This window comes from Halomonas sp. SL1 (assembly GCF_003030865.2).
Classification (GTDB): Bacteria; Pseudomonadota; Gammaproteobacteria; order Pseudomonadales; family Halomonadaceae; genus Halomonas; species Halomonas halophila.
This window is the reverse complement of sequence record NZ_PYUQ02000004.1, coordinates 38,366-53,199: the sequence shown is the minus strand read 5'-3', so window position 1 is coordinate 53,199 and position 14,834 is coordinate 38,366. Positions and strand designations below refer to the sequence as shown.

13 protein-coding genes are annotated in these 14,834 nt (G+C 71.1%); all 13 read left to right on the top strand.

From position 1 onward, the window contains the following. The first annotated feature begins 155 nt into the window (after positions 1–155). Positions 156–800: a cytochrome c biogenesis heme-transporting ATPase CcmA gene (gene ccmA / locus C9J49_RS01195; RefSeq protein ID WP_107181181.1), complete on the top strand. Its 645-nt coding sequence runs from the start codon at positions 156–158 to the stop codon at positions 798–800. Continuing rightward, positions 787–1,518: a heme exporter protein CcmB gene (ccmB, locus tag C9J49_RS01190; RefSeq protein WP_046078317.1), complete on the top strand. Its 732-nt coding sequence runs from the start codon at positions 787–789 to the stop codon at positions 1,516–1,518. Before ccmA ends, ccmB begins: the two co-directional genes overlap by 14 nt. A gap of 13 nt (positions 1,519–1,531) precedes the next feature. Further along, complete coding sequence (locus C9J49_RS01185; RefSeq protein WP_035592577.1) at positions 1,532–2,272, top strand: heme ABC transporter permease; 741 nt, start codon at positions 1,532–1,534, stop codon at positions 2,270–2,272. After that, a complete protein-coding gene (gene ccmD / locus C9J49_RS01180; RefSeq protein ID WP_107181180.1) occupies positions 2,272–2,490 on the top strand; it encodes a heme exporter protein CcmD in 219 nt (72 codons plus the stop codon). The genes C9J49_RS01185 and ccmD overlap by 1 nt, the downstream gene beginning before the upstream one ends. After that, positions 2,487–2,975 carry a cytochrome c maturation protein CcmE gene (gene ccmE, locus C9J49_RS01175; protein ID WP_107181179.1) on the top strand — a complete coding sequence of 163 codons (489 nt, stop codon included), beginning with the start codon at positions 2,487–2,489 and terminating at the stop codon, positions 2,973–2,975. Before ccmD ends, ccmE begins: the two co-directional genes overlap by 4 nt. A 12-nt stretch (positions 2,976–2,987) precedes the next feature. Beyond that, on the top strand, positions 2,988–4,979 hold the full coding sequence (locus C9J49_RS01170) for a heme lyase CcmF/NrfE family subunit (protein ID WP_107181178.1): 1,992 nt from the start codon (positions 2,988–2,990) through the stop codon (positions 4,977–4,979). Next, on the top strand, positions 4,976–5,506 hold the full coding sequence (locus tag C9J49_RS01165; protein WP_107181177.1) for a DsbE family thiol:disulfide interchange protein: 531 nt from the start codon (positions 4,976–4,978) through the stop codon (positions 5,504–5,506). The genes C9J49_RS01170 and C9J49_RS01165 overlap by 4 nt, the downstream gene beginning before the upstream one ends. Further along, entirely contained in the window at positions 5,494–5,961 is a 468-nt protein-coding gene (locus C9J49_RS01160) for a cytochrome c-type biogenesis protein (protein WP_107181176.1), read from the top strand. Before C9J49_RS01165 ends, C9J49_RS01160 begins: the two co-directional genes overlap by 13 nt. Further along, on the top strand, positions 5,958–7,187 hold the full coding sequence (gene ccmI, locus C9J49_RS01155) for a c-type cytochrome biogenesis protein CcmI (protein WP_107181175.1): 1,230 nt from the start codon (positions 5,958–5,960) through the stop codon (positions 7,185–7,187). Before C9J49_RS01160 ends, ccmI begins: the two co-directional genes overlap by 4 nt. A 3-nt stretch (positions 7,188–7,190) precedes the next feature. Beyond that, positions 7,191–10,685 carry a chromosome segregation protein SMC gene (gene smc / locus C9J49_RS01150; protein ID WP_107181174.1) on the top strand — a complete coding sequence of 1,165 codons (3,495 nt, stop codon included), beginning with the start codon at positions 7,191–7,193 and terminating at the stop codon, positions 10,683–10,685. 226 nt (positions 10,686–10,911) lie between these two features. Further along, positions 10,912–12,324: a cell division protein ZipA gene (gene zipA / locus C9J49_RS01145; protein ID WP_107181173.1), complete on the top strand. Its 1,413-nt coding sequence runs from the start codon at positions 10,912–10,914 to the stop codon at positions 12,322–12,324. Between the two features lie 130 nt (positions 12,325–12,454). Continuing rightward, on the top strand, positions 12,455–14,521 hold the full coding sequence (gene ligA, locus C9J49_RS01140) for an NAD-dependent DNA ligase LigA (protein WP_107181172.1): 2,067 nt from the start codon (positions 12,455–12,457) through the stop codon (positions 14,519–14,521). Further along, positions 14,518–14,790 (top strand): YheU family protein, encoded by a 273-nt coding sequence (locus C9J49_RS01135; protein WP_016853531.1) that lies wholly within the window; start codon positions 14,518–14,520, stop codon positions 14,788–14,790. Before ligA ends, C9J49_RS01135 begins: the two co-directional genes overlap by 4 nt. Positions 14,791–14,834 lie beyond the last annotated feature (44 nt).

The window sequence follows — 14,834 nt, the reverse complement described above, 5'->3', positions numbered from 1 at the left end:
AGCATAGCAGGCGATCGGCATCTGGCAAGGGCGGCGTTTCCAGCCGGGGGCTGATGCAGGTCAGCCCCCGGCGCTTCCGGGCCGGGGCCCGGCTGGCGATGAAAACCCTTTCCGTGTAGAGTGCCGAGCCATGTTATCCGCGCCTGGAGAGTGCCTTGAGCCTGCGTCTGCAAGCCCGGCGGCTGGCCTGTGAGCGAGACGACCGCTGGCTGTTCCACGATCTCGATCTGGAGGTCCGGGCCGGCGAGATCCTGCGCGTCGAAGGCCCCAACGGCAGCGGCAAGACCACCCTGCTCAAGATCCTCTCCGGCCAGCTGATGGACCACGAAGGCGAGGTGCTGTGGAACGACGCCCCGCTGCGCCGGGTGCGGCGCGACTTCCTCGCCAGCCTGCTGTACCTGGGGCACGCCCCGGGGGTGAAGGCGACGCTGACGCCGCTGGAGAATCTGGCCTGGTATCAGGCGCTGGCCGGCGAGCGGGGCGACGAGCCGACGCGCCTGGCGGCGCTCGAGCGGGTCGGGCTGGTCGGCTTCGAGGATCTGCCCGCCGCCCAGCTCTCCGCCGGGCAGCAGCGCCGCGTGGCCCTGGCACGGCTGGAGCTGACGCCGCGACCGCTGTGGGTGCTCGACGAGCCCTTCACGGCCATCGACCGGGACGGCGTGGCCGCCCTCGAGGCGCGCCTCGAGGCCCATACCGCCCGCGGCGGTGCCGTGCTGGTCACCACCCATCACGAACTGCGTGCCTCGGCCGGCCTGCGCCGCCTGTCGCTGGGCGAGGGAAGCGACGATGTCGAACGCTGAGTCGCGGCCGGCCCCGCTGCCCGAGGCCGGTGAGCCGGCGGGCGGGCTCGCGGTCGCATGGCGGGCGACCCTGCACCGCGATCTGGTGCTGCGGCTGCGCCGCCCCGGCGAGGTGCTGAATCCGCTGGCGTTCTTCGCCCTGGTGATCACCCTGTTTCCGATCGGCATCTCGCCGGAGCCGGTGCTGCTGGCGACCATCGCCCCGGGCCTGCTGTGGGTGGCGGCGCTGCTGGCGGCGCTGCTGTCCCTGGAGGGCGTGTTTCGCGACGACGCCGAGGATGGCAGCCTGGAGCAGCTGCTGCTGTCGCCCCAGCCGTTGCCGGTGCTGGCGCTGGCCAAGGTGGCGGCGCACTGGCTGCTGACCGGCCTGCCGCTGGCGCTGATGGCACCGCTGCTGGGCGTGATGCTGTCACTGCCGGCGGGCAGCTACGGCGTGCTGGCGCTGTCGCTGGCGCTGGGCAGCGCCAGCCTGAGCCTGATCGGCGCCATCGGCGCCGCGCTCACCGTGGGCGTGGCTCGCGGCGGAGTGCTGCTCTCGCTGCTGGTGCTGCCGCTCTACATACCGGTGCTGATCTTCGGCGCCGGCGCCGTTCAGGCGGCGATCCAGGGCGGGGTCGTGGCGGCTCATCTGGCCATTCTCGGTGCGCTGCTGGCGGCGGCGCTGATCTTCGCGCCCTTCGCCATCGCGGCGGCGCTGCGCATCGCGCTCAACGGTTGAGGAATCGACGGTAATGTGGGCCTTCCTTCACAAGCTCGGCTCCCCCAAGGGGTTCTACGCCATCACCGCGCGATGGCTCACGCCGCTGTGGCTGGCGGCGGTGGCGCTGATCCTGATCGGCGGGCTCTGGGGGCTGGCCTTCGCGCCGGCCGACTACCAGCAGGGCAACAGCTTCCGCATCATCTATGTCCACGTGCCGGCGGCCTTCCTCGCGCAGTCGATCTTCGTCGCCATGGCCGCGGCCGGGCTGATCTTCATGGTCTGGAAGATCAAGCTGGCCGACATGGCGGCGGCGATGATGGCCCCGCTGGGCGCCGGCATGACCTTCGTGGCGCTGTTCTCCGGCGCCGTCTGGGGCGTGCCCACCTGGGGCACCTGGTGGCAGTGGGACGCCCGGCTGACCTCGATGCTGATCCTGCTGTTCCTCTATATCGGGGTGATCGCCCTGCGCGGCGCCTTCGTCAGCCGCGACGGCGGCGCCCGGGCGGCCTCGGTGCTGGCCATGGTGGGCGTGATCAACATCCCGATCATCAAGTTCTCGGTGGACTGGTGGTACACCCTGCACCAGCCGGCCAGCTTCTCGATCATCGAGAAGCCGGCCATGCCCGTCGAGATGTGGCTGCCGCTGCTGCTGATGGTGCTCGGCTTCTACGGCTTCTTCATCGCCGTGACCCTGACGCGCACCCGCAGCGAGATCCTGCGCCGCGAGTCGTCCAAGCGCTGGGTGCGCGCGCTGGTCGAGGAGGGGCGCTGATGGCCTTCGATTCGCTGTCCGAGTTCCTCGCCATGGGCGGCCACGCGCCCTATGTCTGGAGCGCCTATGGCGCCACCGCCGCGCTGCTGCTGGCCGTGGGCTGGCACGCCCGGGCCGAGCGCCGCCGGGTGCGGCGCGACCTCGAGCGCCGGGTCCGCCGCGAGCGACGCCAGGCCGAGGCCACCGACGCTTCCACCGACGAGAGGCCTGCCCGATGAGAGCCAAGCGCAAGCAGAAACTCTATGCGGTCCTGGGGCTGGTGACGCTGGCCGCCATCGCCGTGGGTCTGACGCTCTACGCCCTGCGCAGCAACATCAACCTGTTCTTCAGCCCGGTGCAGATCGCCGAGGGCCAGGCCCCGCTGGAGCGCTCGATCCGCGCCGGCGGCATGGTCAAGGCCGGCAGCGTGGCCCGGAACCCGGAGAGCCTGGCCGTCTCCTTCACGGTCACCGACTACGTCGAGGACCTCGAGGTGCGCTATCGCGGCATCCTGCCGGACCTGTTCCGCGAGGGGCAGGGCGTGGTGGTGCTCGGCCAGCTGCAGCCCGAGGGCTGGCTGCGGGCCGACAAGGTGCTGGCCAAGCACGACGAGAACTACATGCCGCCCGAGGTGGCCCAGGCCCTGGAAGAGGCCGGCTATGCGCCGGAGGACTACCAGGATAAGGCCGCCGAGGTGACCAAGCGGCTCGAGGCCGAGGACTGACCCGGAGACGCCATGCTGACCCCGCTGATTCCCGAGATCGGTCACTTCGCGCTGATCATCGCGCTGGCGATGGCCGCCCTGCAGGCCATCGTGCCGCTGGCCGGGGCGGCGACCCGCCGCCCGCTGTGGATGGCCTATGCCCGGCCCATGGCCACCGGGCAGTTCCTGTTCCTGATCGTCGCCTACGCCTGCCTGACCGCGAGCTTCCTGCTCGACGACTTCAGCGTGTCCACCGTGGCCGACAACTCCAACTCGATGCTGCCCTGGTACTACAAGGCCAGCGCGGTGTGGGGCAATCACGAGGGCTCGGTGCTGCTGTGGAGCCTGATCCTCGGCGCCTGGACCTTCGCCGTCAGCCGCTTTTCCCGCGAGCTGCCCCGCGACATGCTGGCCCGGGTGCTGGGCGTGATGGGGCTGGTCTCCACCGGGTTCCTGACCTTCGTGCTGGTCACCTCCAATCCCTTCGCCCGGCTGCTGCCCAACCCGCCCGCCGACGGCGCCGATCTGAATCCGCTGCTGCAGGACATCGGGCTGATCATCCATCCACCGATGCTCTACATGGGCTACGTGGGGTTCTCGGTGGTGTTCGCCTTCGCCATCGCGGCGCTGCTCGGCGGCCGCCTGGACGCGGCCTGGACCCGCTGGGCGCGGCCCTGGACCAACGTGGCCTGGGCCTTTCTCTCGGTGGGCATCGCCCTGGGCAGCTGGTGGGCCTACTACGAGCTGGGCTGGGGCGGCTGGTGGTTCTGGGATCCGGTGGAGAACGCCTCGCTGCTGCCGTGGCTGGCCGGCACCGCGCTGATCCACTCGCTGGCGGTCACCGAGAAGCGCGGCGCCTTCAAGAGCTGGACGGTGCTGCTGGCGATCTCCACCTTCTCGCTGTCGCTGCTGGGCACCTTCCTGGTGCGCTCCGGGGTGCTGACCTCGGTGCATGCCTTCGCCAACGATCCATCCCGGGGGCTGTTCATCCTGGTGCTGCTGGGCCTCACCGTGGGTGCCTCGCTGCTGCTGTTCGCACTGCGCGCCCCGCGGGTCAGCCAGCGCGCCGGCTTCACCTGGCTGTCCCGGGATGCCCTGCTGCTGGTCAACAACATCCTGCTGGTGGTGATGACGGTCACCGTGCTGCTCGGCACCGTCTATCCGCTGCTGCTCGATGCCCTGAACCTGGGCAAGATCAGCGTCGGCCCGCCCTACTTCAACGCCCTGTTCGTGCCGCTGACGGTGATCCTGTGCCTGTTCATGGGGCTCGGCCCGCTGGCCAACTGGAAGCGCACCCGGCCCCGTGAACTGTTCCGTCGGGTGTGGCTCTCCGGTGCCGTGGCGCTGGTCATCGGCCTGCTGGCGCCGCTGGCCTACGGCGGCGAGTGGAACCTCGCGGTCACGCTGGGGCTGGTGGCGGCGCTGTGGGTGGTGCTGCCGCTGGTGCGGGACCTGTGGACGAAGAGCCGCCACAGCGACGGGCGTCTGGCCGGGCTCAAGCGGCTGTCGCTGGCCCACTGGGGCATGGTGCTGGGCCACCTGGGCCTGGCGGTGACCATCGTCGGCGTGACCGTGGTCTCGAACTACGCCGTGGAGCGCAACGTGCGCATGGCGGTGGGCGACAGCGTCGAGGTGGCCGGCTACACCTTCGCCATGACCGACCTCGGCCATCGCCGCGGCCCCAACTTCGTCGCCGACGTCGCGCGCCTCGAGGTGAGCCGCGGCGACAGCCGCCGTCACTTCACGATGGCGCCGGAGAAGCGCATCTATCTGGCCCGTGGCATGCCGATGACCGACGTGGCACTGCGCCCGGGGCTGCTGCGCGACCTCTACGTGGCCATGGGCGAGGACCTGGGCGACGGCAGCTGGGCGCTGCGCATCCAGTACAAGCCCTTCGTGCGCTGGCTGTGGCTGGGCGCGCTGCTGATGGCGCTGGGTGGCGTGCTGGCGGTGGTCGACCGCCGCTACCGGCGCGCCGCCACCGCGCCCGACCCCGAACGCCACGCCCGGGAGGTGAGCGCATGACGCGTCGTCTGTTGCTGCTGCTGCCGCTGGCCGGTTTCCTGGTGCTGGCGGTGTTTCTCTACCGCGGGCTGTCGATCGATCCCGCCTCGCGCGACTCGGCGCTGATGGCCAGGCCCTTCCCGGCCTTCAGCCTCACGACCCTGGAGGACCCCGGGCGGACCCTCGACGAATCGCTCTTGAAGGGCGAGGTCACCCTGGTCAACGTCTGGGGCGAGTGGTGCCCGACCTGCAAGCAGGAGATGCCACAGCTGCTCGAGCTCGCCGAGCGCGGCGTGCGCCTGGTCGGCGTCGACTACAAGGACACCCGGGAGAAGGGCCGCGAGTTCCTGGCCGAGTTCGGCAACCCCTTCGAGGTCAACCTGTTCGACCCCGAGGGCAGCCTGGGCTTCGACCTCGGCGTCTACGGCGCCCCCGAGACCTTCCTGGTCGATGCCGAAGGCGTGATCCGCTACCACCACACCGGGTACATCACGCCCCAGGACGTCGAGCGGGTGATCCTGCCGGAGGTGGCGAAATGGCAAGACTGATCCGTGCGCTGCTGATGCTGGCGCTGCTGACACCGGCCCTGGCGCAGGCCGCCATCGAGGTGCGCGAGTTCGACGACCCGGTGATGCGCGACCGTTTCGAGTCGCTGACCGCGACCCTGCGCTGCCCCAAGTGCCAGAACCAGGCGATCGACGACTCCGACTCGCCGATCGCCGGCGACATGCGCCAGCGCGTCTTTGAGCAGCTGCAGGCGGGGCGCTCCGACAAGGAGATCCTCGACTTCATGGTGAGCCGCTTCGGCGACTACGTGCTCTACAACCCGCGCCTGGAGGGCCGCACCCTGCTGCTGTGGGGGCTGCCCGCGGCCCTGGTGCTGGGCGGCGGCCTGCTGGTGGCGCTGCTGGTGCGGGCGCGCCGGCGCGCCTCGGCCAGTCGGCTCTCAGTCGAGGAACGCGCCCGGCTGGATGCCCTGCTCGAGCGGGAGGATGACCGATGATCGCGCTGTGGATCGCCTTCGCCCTGTTGCTGGTGCCGGCGCTGTGGCTGCTGGTGCTGCCGCTGCGCCGCGCCGGCGCGGTGGCCCGGGCGCTGGCCGACGACGAGGCCAGCGAGCGTACCGAGCGGCAGAACGTCGCCGTCTACCGCCGGCGCCTGGCCTCCCTGGAGGCCGCCCGCGACCGCGGCGAGATCGACGCGGCGCGCTTCGACGAGGATCGCCTCGAGCTCGAGCGCAGCCTGCTCGACGACACCGCGGCCTCGACCCGCTCGCTGCTCAAGGCCCCCCGGGCCGGCCGCTGGCTGGTCCCCGTGACGATGGTCGCCCTGGTGGTGGCCAGCGCCAGCTGGTACCGCTGGGAGGGCGCCGAGGGCGACCTGGCGCTGTATCGCCTCCAGCAGCAGGTGATGGCCGACCCCGAGGCCTCTTTGCCCCGGCTGCTCGAGCGACTGGAGGCCGAGGCCGCACGTCAGCCCGACAACCCCAACGTCTGGCGCTCGCTGTTTCCGCTGTATCGCGACAGCGGCCGCCTGGAGCGCGCCGACCACGCCCTGACCCGGCTGCTCGCGCTCGAGGAGCGAAGCCCCTGGCTGCTGGCCGAGCTGGCCCAGTTGCGGTATTTTGCCGCCGGCCGCGAGCTGACCCCGAACGTGCAGGCGCTGGTCGACGAGGCCCTGGCCGCCGATCCGGCCCAGCCCACGGTGCTCGGGATGCTCGGCATCGAGGCCTTCGAGAGCGCCGACTACGAGACCGCCATCGACCGCTGGCGCCGGGCCATCGCCGGCATGAACGACGCCGAGTCCGCCGAGGCGCTGCGCCAGGGCATCCGCACCGCCCAGCGCCGCCTGGGCCAGACGCCCGAGGCCGTCGAGGGCCCGGGCCTGCGCGTGCGCGTGAGCCTGGCGCCCGAACTGGCCGGCCGCCTGGGCGCCGACACCGCGGTGTTCGTGGTGGCCCGGGACGCCGCCGGCGAGCTGCCGCCGCTGGCGGTGGCGCGCACCACGCTGGGCGCGCTGCCGGCGACCCTGACCCTCGACGACGGCGATGCCATGGCGCCCATGGCGCGGCTGTCCCAGGTCGACGAGGCGAGGCTGGTGGCGCGGGTCTCGGCCAGCGGCCAGGCCGATCCGCAACCCGGCGACCTCTTCGGCCGCCACGCGGCGGTGGCGGTCGGCGAGCACGACGGCGACCCGGTAGAACTGATCATCGACAGGATCGTGGAATAACGCATGCGACTGAAGTCGATACGCCTGGTGGGCTTCAAGTCGTTCGTCGACCCCATCACCGTGCCCTTCGACGGCAACATGACCGCCGTCGTCGGGCCCAACGGCTGTGGCAAGTCCAACATCATCGACGCCGTGCGCTGGGTCATGGGGGAATCCTCCGCCAAGACCCTGCGCGGCGAGTCGATGACCGACGTCATCTTCAACGGCTCCACCGGGCGCAAGCCGGTGGGCCAGGCCTCCATCGAGCTGCTGTTCGACAACCGCGACGGCACCATGGGCGGCCCCTACGCCCAGTACGCGGAGATCTCGGTCAAGCGCCAGGTCACCCGCGAGGGGCAGTCCACCTACTTCTTCAACGGCCAGAAATGCCGCCGCCGGGACATCTCCGACCTGTTCCTCGGCACCGGCCTGGGGCCGCGCTCCTACGCCATCATCGGCCAGGGCATGATCTCGCGGCTGATCGAGTCGCGCCCCGAGGAACTGCGCGCCACCCTCGAGGAAGCCGCCGGCATCTCCAAGTACAAGGAGCGCCGCCGCGAGACCGAGAACCGCATGCGCCGCACCCAGGAGAACCTGGAGCGCCTGGAGGACATCCGCGAGGAGCTCGACAAGCAGCTCGAGCGCCTCAAGCGCCAGGCCGATGCGGCGCGCCGCTATCAGACCCTCAAGCAGGAGGAGTACCGGCTCAAGGGCGAGCTGGCGCTGCTGCGCGGCCGCGCCCTGCGCGCCAGCCAGGGCGAGGAGGAGAGCCGCGTGCGCGAGCTCGAGACCTCGGTGGAGCGCGAGGTGCTGGGTCTGCGCCAGTGCGAGACGCGCCTCGAGGAGGCCCGCGCCGAGCACGACCGCCTGGCCTCCGAGCTCGAGGGCTACCAGAACCGCTTCCACGAGACGACCACCGCCATCGCGCGGCTCGAGCAGGACCTGGAACACACCCGCTCCCGGGACCAGCAGCTGGCCCAGGACCTCGAGGCCGCCCGCCGCGAGCTCGCCGACCTCGACCGCCTCGGCGAGGACGATGGCGAGCGCCTGCTGCGCCTCGACGAGCGCCTGGAGACCCTGGGCCCCGAGCAGGAGGAGGTCGCCGAACGCCTGGCCGAGCTGGAGGCCGCCCTCGAGGAGGCCGAGCCCCTGGCCGAACAGGCCGACGCCGACTGGGAGGCCTTCGGCGAGACCTGGCAGGCCGACAGCCGCGAGGCCGAGCGCGCCCAGGACCGCCTGCGCGAACAGGAGGCGACGCTGGAGCGCCTCGAGGGGGACGCCCGCAAGCGCCGCCAGCAGCGCGAGGAACTGCCCGATATCGCCGGCCTCGAAGCCCAGCGCGCCGAGGTCGCCGAGCGGCTGGCCGAGCTCGAGGAACGCCTGGCCGGGCGCGAGGAGCAGCGCGAGCGCTGGCAGGCCGAGCGCGACACGGCCCGGGAGGCGGTGCGCGAGGCCGAGGTCGACCGCGAGACCGACCGCCAGCGGCGCAGCACCCTGCAAGGCGAGCTGGCCTCGCTCGAGGCGCTGATCCAGGCCGCCCTGGCCGATCACGACGAGACCCTCGACGCGCACTTGCGCGGCCACGGGCTCGGCGAGGCCCCGCGCCTCGGCGAACGCCTCGAGGTCGAGAGCGGCTGGGAGGACGTCGTGTCCTGGGTGCTGGCGCCCTGGCTACGCGCCCGGCTCGCCCCGCTGTCCGAGGGTGGCAGCGTGCTGTCCCCCGAGCTGGCCCCGGAGCTGGGGCTGCTCGAGGACGCCGAACGAGAGGCCCCGGCCGGCAGCCTGGCCGCGCGGGTCAGCGGTGCCGGGGCCGCGGCCCGCTGGCTCGCCGGGGTGCGCTGCGTGGACAGCCGCGAGCAGGCCTGGGCCGAGCGCGATGGCCTGGCCCCCGGCGAGAGCCTGATCACCGCCTGCGGGCTGTGGGTCGGTGACGGCTGGGCGCGCCACCGCGGCCGTGACGAGGGCCCGGATGCGCTGCTGGTCAGCCGCCGCCGCGAGGCCGAGGTGCGCGAGGCGCTCGCCGCCGTGGAAGAACGCCTCGAGGCCCAGGAAACACGCCTGGCCGAGGCCGGCGAGCGCGTGGAAAAGGCCGAGGAGAGCCTCGAGGCGGTGCGCCTCGAGGAGCGCGATCTCGAGCAGCAGCGTCAGCAGCTGGCGGTGCAGGACAGCGGCCTCGCCAGTCGGCTCGAGCATCTCCAGGGGCGGGCCGGCGAACTCGCCGAGGAGCTGGAGGGGCTCGCCGAGTCCGCCGAGGAGACGCGGCTGGCCATCGAGGAGACTCGCGAGCACTGGCAGGCGGCCATGGAGCGCCTGGAGCGCGGCGCCGAGACCCGCGAGCGCCTGGAGCGGGCGCGTCAGGAGGCCCGCGAGCGGCTGACCCAGCTGCGCAGCCAGCGCCAGCCGCTGGCCGAACAGTCCCAGCGGCTGGCGCTGGAGCACCAGCGACTGACCACCGAGCGCGCCGGCCTGGCCGAGCAGCAGGGGCGTGCCGGCGAGGCCCGACAGCGCCTGGAGCTGCGCTGTGCCGAACTCGAGGAGGCCCGCGAGGGGCTCCACGAGCCCGACGAGGAGCGTCGCGAGCGCCTCGAGGAGCTGCTGCATCGCCGCGAGCGCGAGGAGCGCGAGCTCAACGCGGCGCGCTCACGGGCTGCCGAGCTGGTGGAGCGGCTGCGCGAGGACGAGCAGGCCCGCCAGGGCCACGAGCGCCAGCTCGAAGGCATCCGCGAGCGGCTGCAGGAAGCGCGCATGCAGGTCCAGGCGCTGGCGCTCAAGGCCGACACCCAGGACGAGCAGCTCAAGGAGCTGGGCCACGACGCCGACGGCCTGGCCGAGGGGCTCGACCCCAACGCCACCGAATCGGCCTGGCAGACCCGCCTCGAGGAGGTCGGCGAGCGCATCCGCCGGCTGGGCGCCATCAACCTGGCGGCCATCGAGGAGTACGACCAGCAGGCCGAGCGGCGCGACTACCTGGAGGCGCAGCATCGCGAACTCAGCGAGGCGCTGGAGACCCTCGACCGGGCGATCCGTCGCATCGACCAGGAAACCCGCACCCGCTTCCGCGACACCTTCGAGCGGGTCAACGCCGGCCTGCAGACGCTTTTCCCCAAGGTCTTCGGTGGCGGGACCGCATGGTTGACGCTGACCGGCGACGATTTGCTGGAGACCGGGGTGGCCATCATGGCGCGCCCCCCCGGCAAGAAGAACAGCACCATTCATCTGCTCTCCGGGGGAGAAAAGGCGCTGACCGCGTTGTCCATGGTATTCGCGATCTTCCAGCTCAACCCGGCACCTTTCTGCATGCTCGACGAGGTCGATGCCCCGCTCGATGATGCCAATGTCGGTCGCTATGCCAAGCTGGTGAAGGAGATGTCGGACTCGGTGCAGTTCATCTACATCACCCACAACAAGATCGCGATGGAAGCCTCCGAACGATTGATGGGGGTGACCATGCAGGAACCCGGGGTATCACGTCTGGTGGCGGTGGGGGTCGATGAGGCAGCGGCCCTGGCCGAGGCGTGATGGACTTGAACGCCATGGGCAAACGGGTTAACAAGGAACAAAAGCGAGATAGCACCACATGGTGACGAAGGGATTCTTGAAGGGCGATTGCACAGGACCGAGGCAAGTGCGGCCACAAAAAGGCCAGCTTGACAATCAAAATTATTGGTCCTTTTTTGGGCAATCGCGCTATGCTGTTCACGGAAACCATCAGGCATGGCGCCTTAGCAAAAAGGCATGACGACCCATGGAACTTAGAGAGTGGCTGATCATACTGGGACTGGCACTGGTGACGCTGATCGTCATCGATGGCGTGCGTCGCCTGCAGCGCCAGCGCAGCGTGCCGCGCCTTGACCAGGCCGGACACGACGCCCCGAGCCCCGCGGGGGGCGAAGAACAAGACCCCGATGAGGCGGCTCGCGAGGCGGAACTCAACTGGGAATTGCCCAACGGAGGGGCGCGCGTCGTCAGGCCTGCGGAAGAGCAGGGCGTGAAGGCCAAGCCCAAGCTCGAGCGACAGGACCACCCCGGCCCGTCCCGGGTGTTGTCGGAATTCCGCCGTCAGCAGGGCGAGGCGCCTCAGACCGGGTCGACGGAGGCGGTGTCCGCTTCGCGCCGGCCCGAGCCGGCCGAACGGGCCGCGCCGGCGGCGAGTGCCGAGGCCGAGCGTCGCGAGCCCGCCCAGGAGGACGCCGGTCGGCAGCCGCCGGCCGCCGAGCCGCTGGTCGCCGATCCGGCCGATCACGACGGCTACGACGAGGAGCACTACCGTCTGGTCGACCTGGAAGGCGTGGGCGATTCGCTGAAGAACGGCTCCAGGCGTGTCGGTTCCTCGGTCCAGCGCTTCGGTGCCTCCCTGCAGAAGGGCATCGCCGAGCGTCGCGACCAGAAGAAGGCGCGTCGCGAGCAGGAGAAGGCGGAAAAGGCCGAGAAAGCCGAAAAGGCCGAGCAGGCGCGTCGTGAACAGGCCGCTCGCCAGCAGCAGGAAGCCGATGAGGCGGCCCGCCGCCAGCGCGAGGCGGAGGCCCTGGAGGCCGAGCGTCGCCAGGCCGCGGCCGACGACAACGACCCGCTGTTCGCCCCCCGCCACGAGGCGGCCCCCGAGGCCTTTGCCGAAGCAGAGGCGCCGCGAGATGACGTGGTGCGCTCGCATCCGGTGCTCGAGAAGGCGCTGCGTCACGGCGTTCAGGACGAGCATGCCCGCGACGCCCTCGGCGGGGCCGAGGAGCTGATCGTGATCAGCGTGATGGCCCGTGAAGAGGGCGGCTTCGCCGGCAGCGCCCTGCTCGAGCTGATGATGGCCTGCGGCCTGCGCTACGGCCGCGACATGAACATCTTCCACCGCTTCGAGACCGAGGACCCGGGCAGCGCGCTGCAGTTCTCGATGGTCAACGTGGTCAAGCCGGGCACCTTCCCCCTCGAGGCCATGGACGAGTTCTCCACGCCGGGCGTCACCCTGCTGATGCCGTTGCCGAGCGCCACCGATACCTCGGCGGCCTTCGAGGCCATGGTCGAGACCGCCATGGTCATCGTCCGCCACCTCGGCGGCGAGCTGAAGGACGAGAACCTGAGCGTGATGACCGCCCAGACCGTCGAGTTCGCCCGTCAGCGGGTGCAGGAGTTCGAGCGGCGCCATCGCCTGCATCGTCAGGTCAACTGACGCTCGCCTGCCATACGGCGTCCAGACGCCCCCCGACGGTATCCCGTCGGGGGGCGTTGCTTTGGTAAGCTAGCGCCACCCGGCCTCGCGCGACGAGGCCCTCGCTATCGATCGAGAACCAGACATTCCCATGACCCAGCCCGACCCCGCGATTCAGGACGAGGCGGCGCGTCTGCGCGCCGAGCTCGAGGACGCCAACTACCGCTACTACGTGCTCGATGAGCCGCGCATGACCGACGCCGACTACGATCGTCGGCTGCGTCGCCTGCAGGAGATCGAGGCCGAGCATCCCGCGCTGGTGACGCCCGACTCGCCGACCCAACGGGTCGGTGCCGCGCCCGCGGCAGGCTTTCCCGAGATCCCGCACGCGGTGCCGATGCTGTCGCTGGACAACGCCTTCGACGAGGACGAGCTTTCGGCCTTCGCCAAGCGGGTCGCCGATCGCCTGGAGACCGACCCCGACAGTGTGGCCTTCTGCTGCGAGCCCAAGCTCGACGGCGCCGCCGTGTCCCTGGTCTACGAGAACGGCGAGCTTTCCGCCGGCGTGACCCGGGGCGACGGCCGCACCGGCGAGGGCATCACCTCCAACCTGCGGACCCTGAAGTCGATCCCGCTGAAGCTGCGCGGCGAGGGCGGGCCCGAGCTGCTCGAGGTGCGCGGCGAGGTCACCATGCGCCACGCCGAGTTCGAGGCCATGAACGAGAAGGCGCGCGCCGAGGACACCAAGGTCTTCGCCAACCCGCGCAACGCCGCCGCCGGCAGCCTGCGCCAGCTCGATCCGCGCGTCACCGCCACCCGCCCGCTGGAGTTCAGCGCCTACCAGGTGGCGCGCATCGAGCCGGACGCCGGCGATGCCAGCCATAGCCAGCTGATGGCACGCCTCACCGGGCTCGGTTTCCGCACCAGCGCCGAGCTCGAGGTGGTGGAAGGCGCGGCGGGCATCGTCGACTACTGCCGCCGCCTCGGCGAGAAGCGCGACGGCCTCGGTTACGACATCGACGGTGCGGTGATCAAGGTCGACGACCTGCGCCTGCAGCGCGAGCTGGGCTTCGTGGCCCGGGCGCCGCGCTGGGCGATCGCCTTCAAGTTTCCCGCCCAGGAGCAGATCACGCGGCTCAACGACGTCGAGTTCCAGGTCGGCCGCACCGGCGCCATCACCCCGGTGGCGCGTCTGGAGCCGGTCTCGGTGGCCGGCGTCACGGTGTCCAACGCGACCCTGCACAACGCCGACGAGATCGCGCGCCTCGGGGTGATGATCGGCGACACCGTGGCCGTGCGCCGGGCCGGCGACGTCATTCCCCAGGTGGTGCGCGTTCAGCTCGACGAGCGCCCCGAGGACGCCCGCGAGATCGTCTTCCCCGAGCGCTGCCCGGTGTGCCACTCGCAGATCGAGCGCCTCGAGGACGAGGCCGTGGCACGCTGCTCGGGCGGGCTCTACTGCGCCGCCCAGCGCAAGGAGGCGTTCAAGCACTTCGCCAGCCGCCGGGCGCTGGACATCGAAGGCCTCGGCGAGAAGCTGATCGACGGGTTGGTGGAGCGCGACTGGGTGAAGACGCCGGCGGACCTGTTCGCCCTCGAGGCCGAGCGCCTCGCCACGCTGCCGCGCATGGGCGATAAATCCGCGAACAATCTGGTCGCGGCACTGGAGAAGGCCAAGGCGACCACGCTTTCGCGCTTCATCTACGCGCTCGGCATCCGCGAGGTGGGCGAGGCCACCGCCGTCAACCTGGCGCGCCACTTCGGCACCCTCGAGGCGCTGATGGCGGCCGGGCGCGAGGCGCTGGAAGCGGTCGACGACGTCGGCCCCATCGTCGCCGCCCACGTGCACACCTTCTTCCAGCAGCCGCACAACCGCGAGACGATCCAGGCGCTGCTGGATGCCGGGCTGCGCTGGGAAGAGGCCGAGGTCGAGGCCGGCCCCACGCCGCTGGAGGGCCAGACCTGGGTGCTCACCGGCACCATGGAGGCCATGACCCGCGACCAGGGCAAGGCGCGCCTGCAGGCGCTGGGGGCCAAGGTCTCCGGCAGCGTGTCGAAGAAGACCGCCTGCCTGGTGGCCGGCGAGGCCGCCGGCAGCAAGCTGACCAAGGCCGAGCAGCTCGGCGTCGAGGTGATCGACGAGGCGACCTTCATCGAGCGCCTGTCGAGCTGGGAAAGCGGCCAGACACCACAGGACATGCAGGAGAACGACGCATGAGCGGAGACCGTTTCGTCGAAGTGCCCTATCGCATGCTGCCGGGGGAGACCCTGGACGGCCTGCTGGAAGCCTTCGTCACGCGCCAGGGCTACGACACCACCGACACCGGCGAGGGCATGAGCGGCTGGGTCGGCGAGCTGCGCCGCCAGCTGGAGCGCGGCGAGCTGATCATCGCCCACGACCTGCGCACCGAGACCACCGAGGTGATGACCCTGGCCCAGTGGCGGGCCTTCGGGCGGGATCTGGCCGACGACGAAGAGGAAGGTTGATCCCGCGAGTCGAGTGCTCGAAACACAAACGGCGCCCCGAAGGG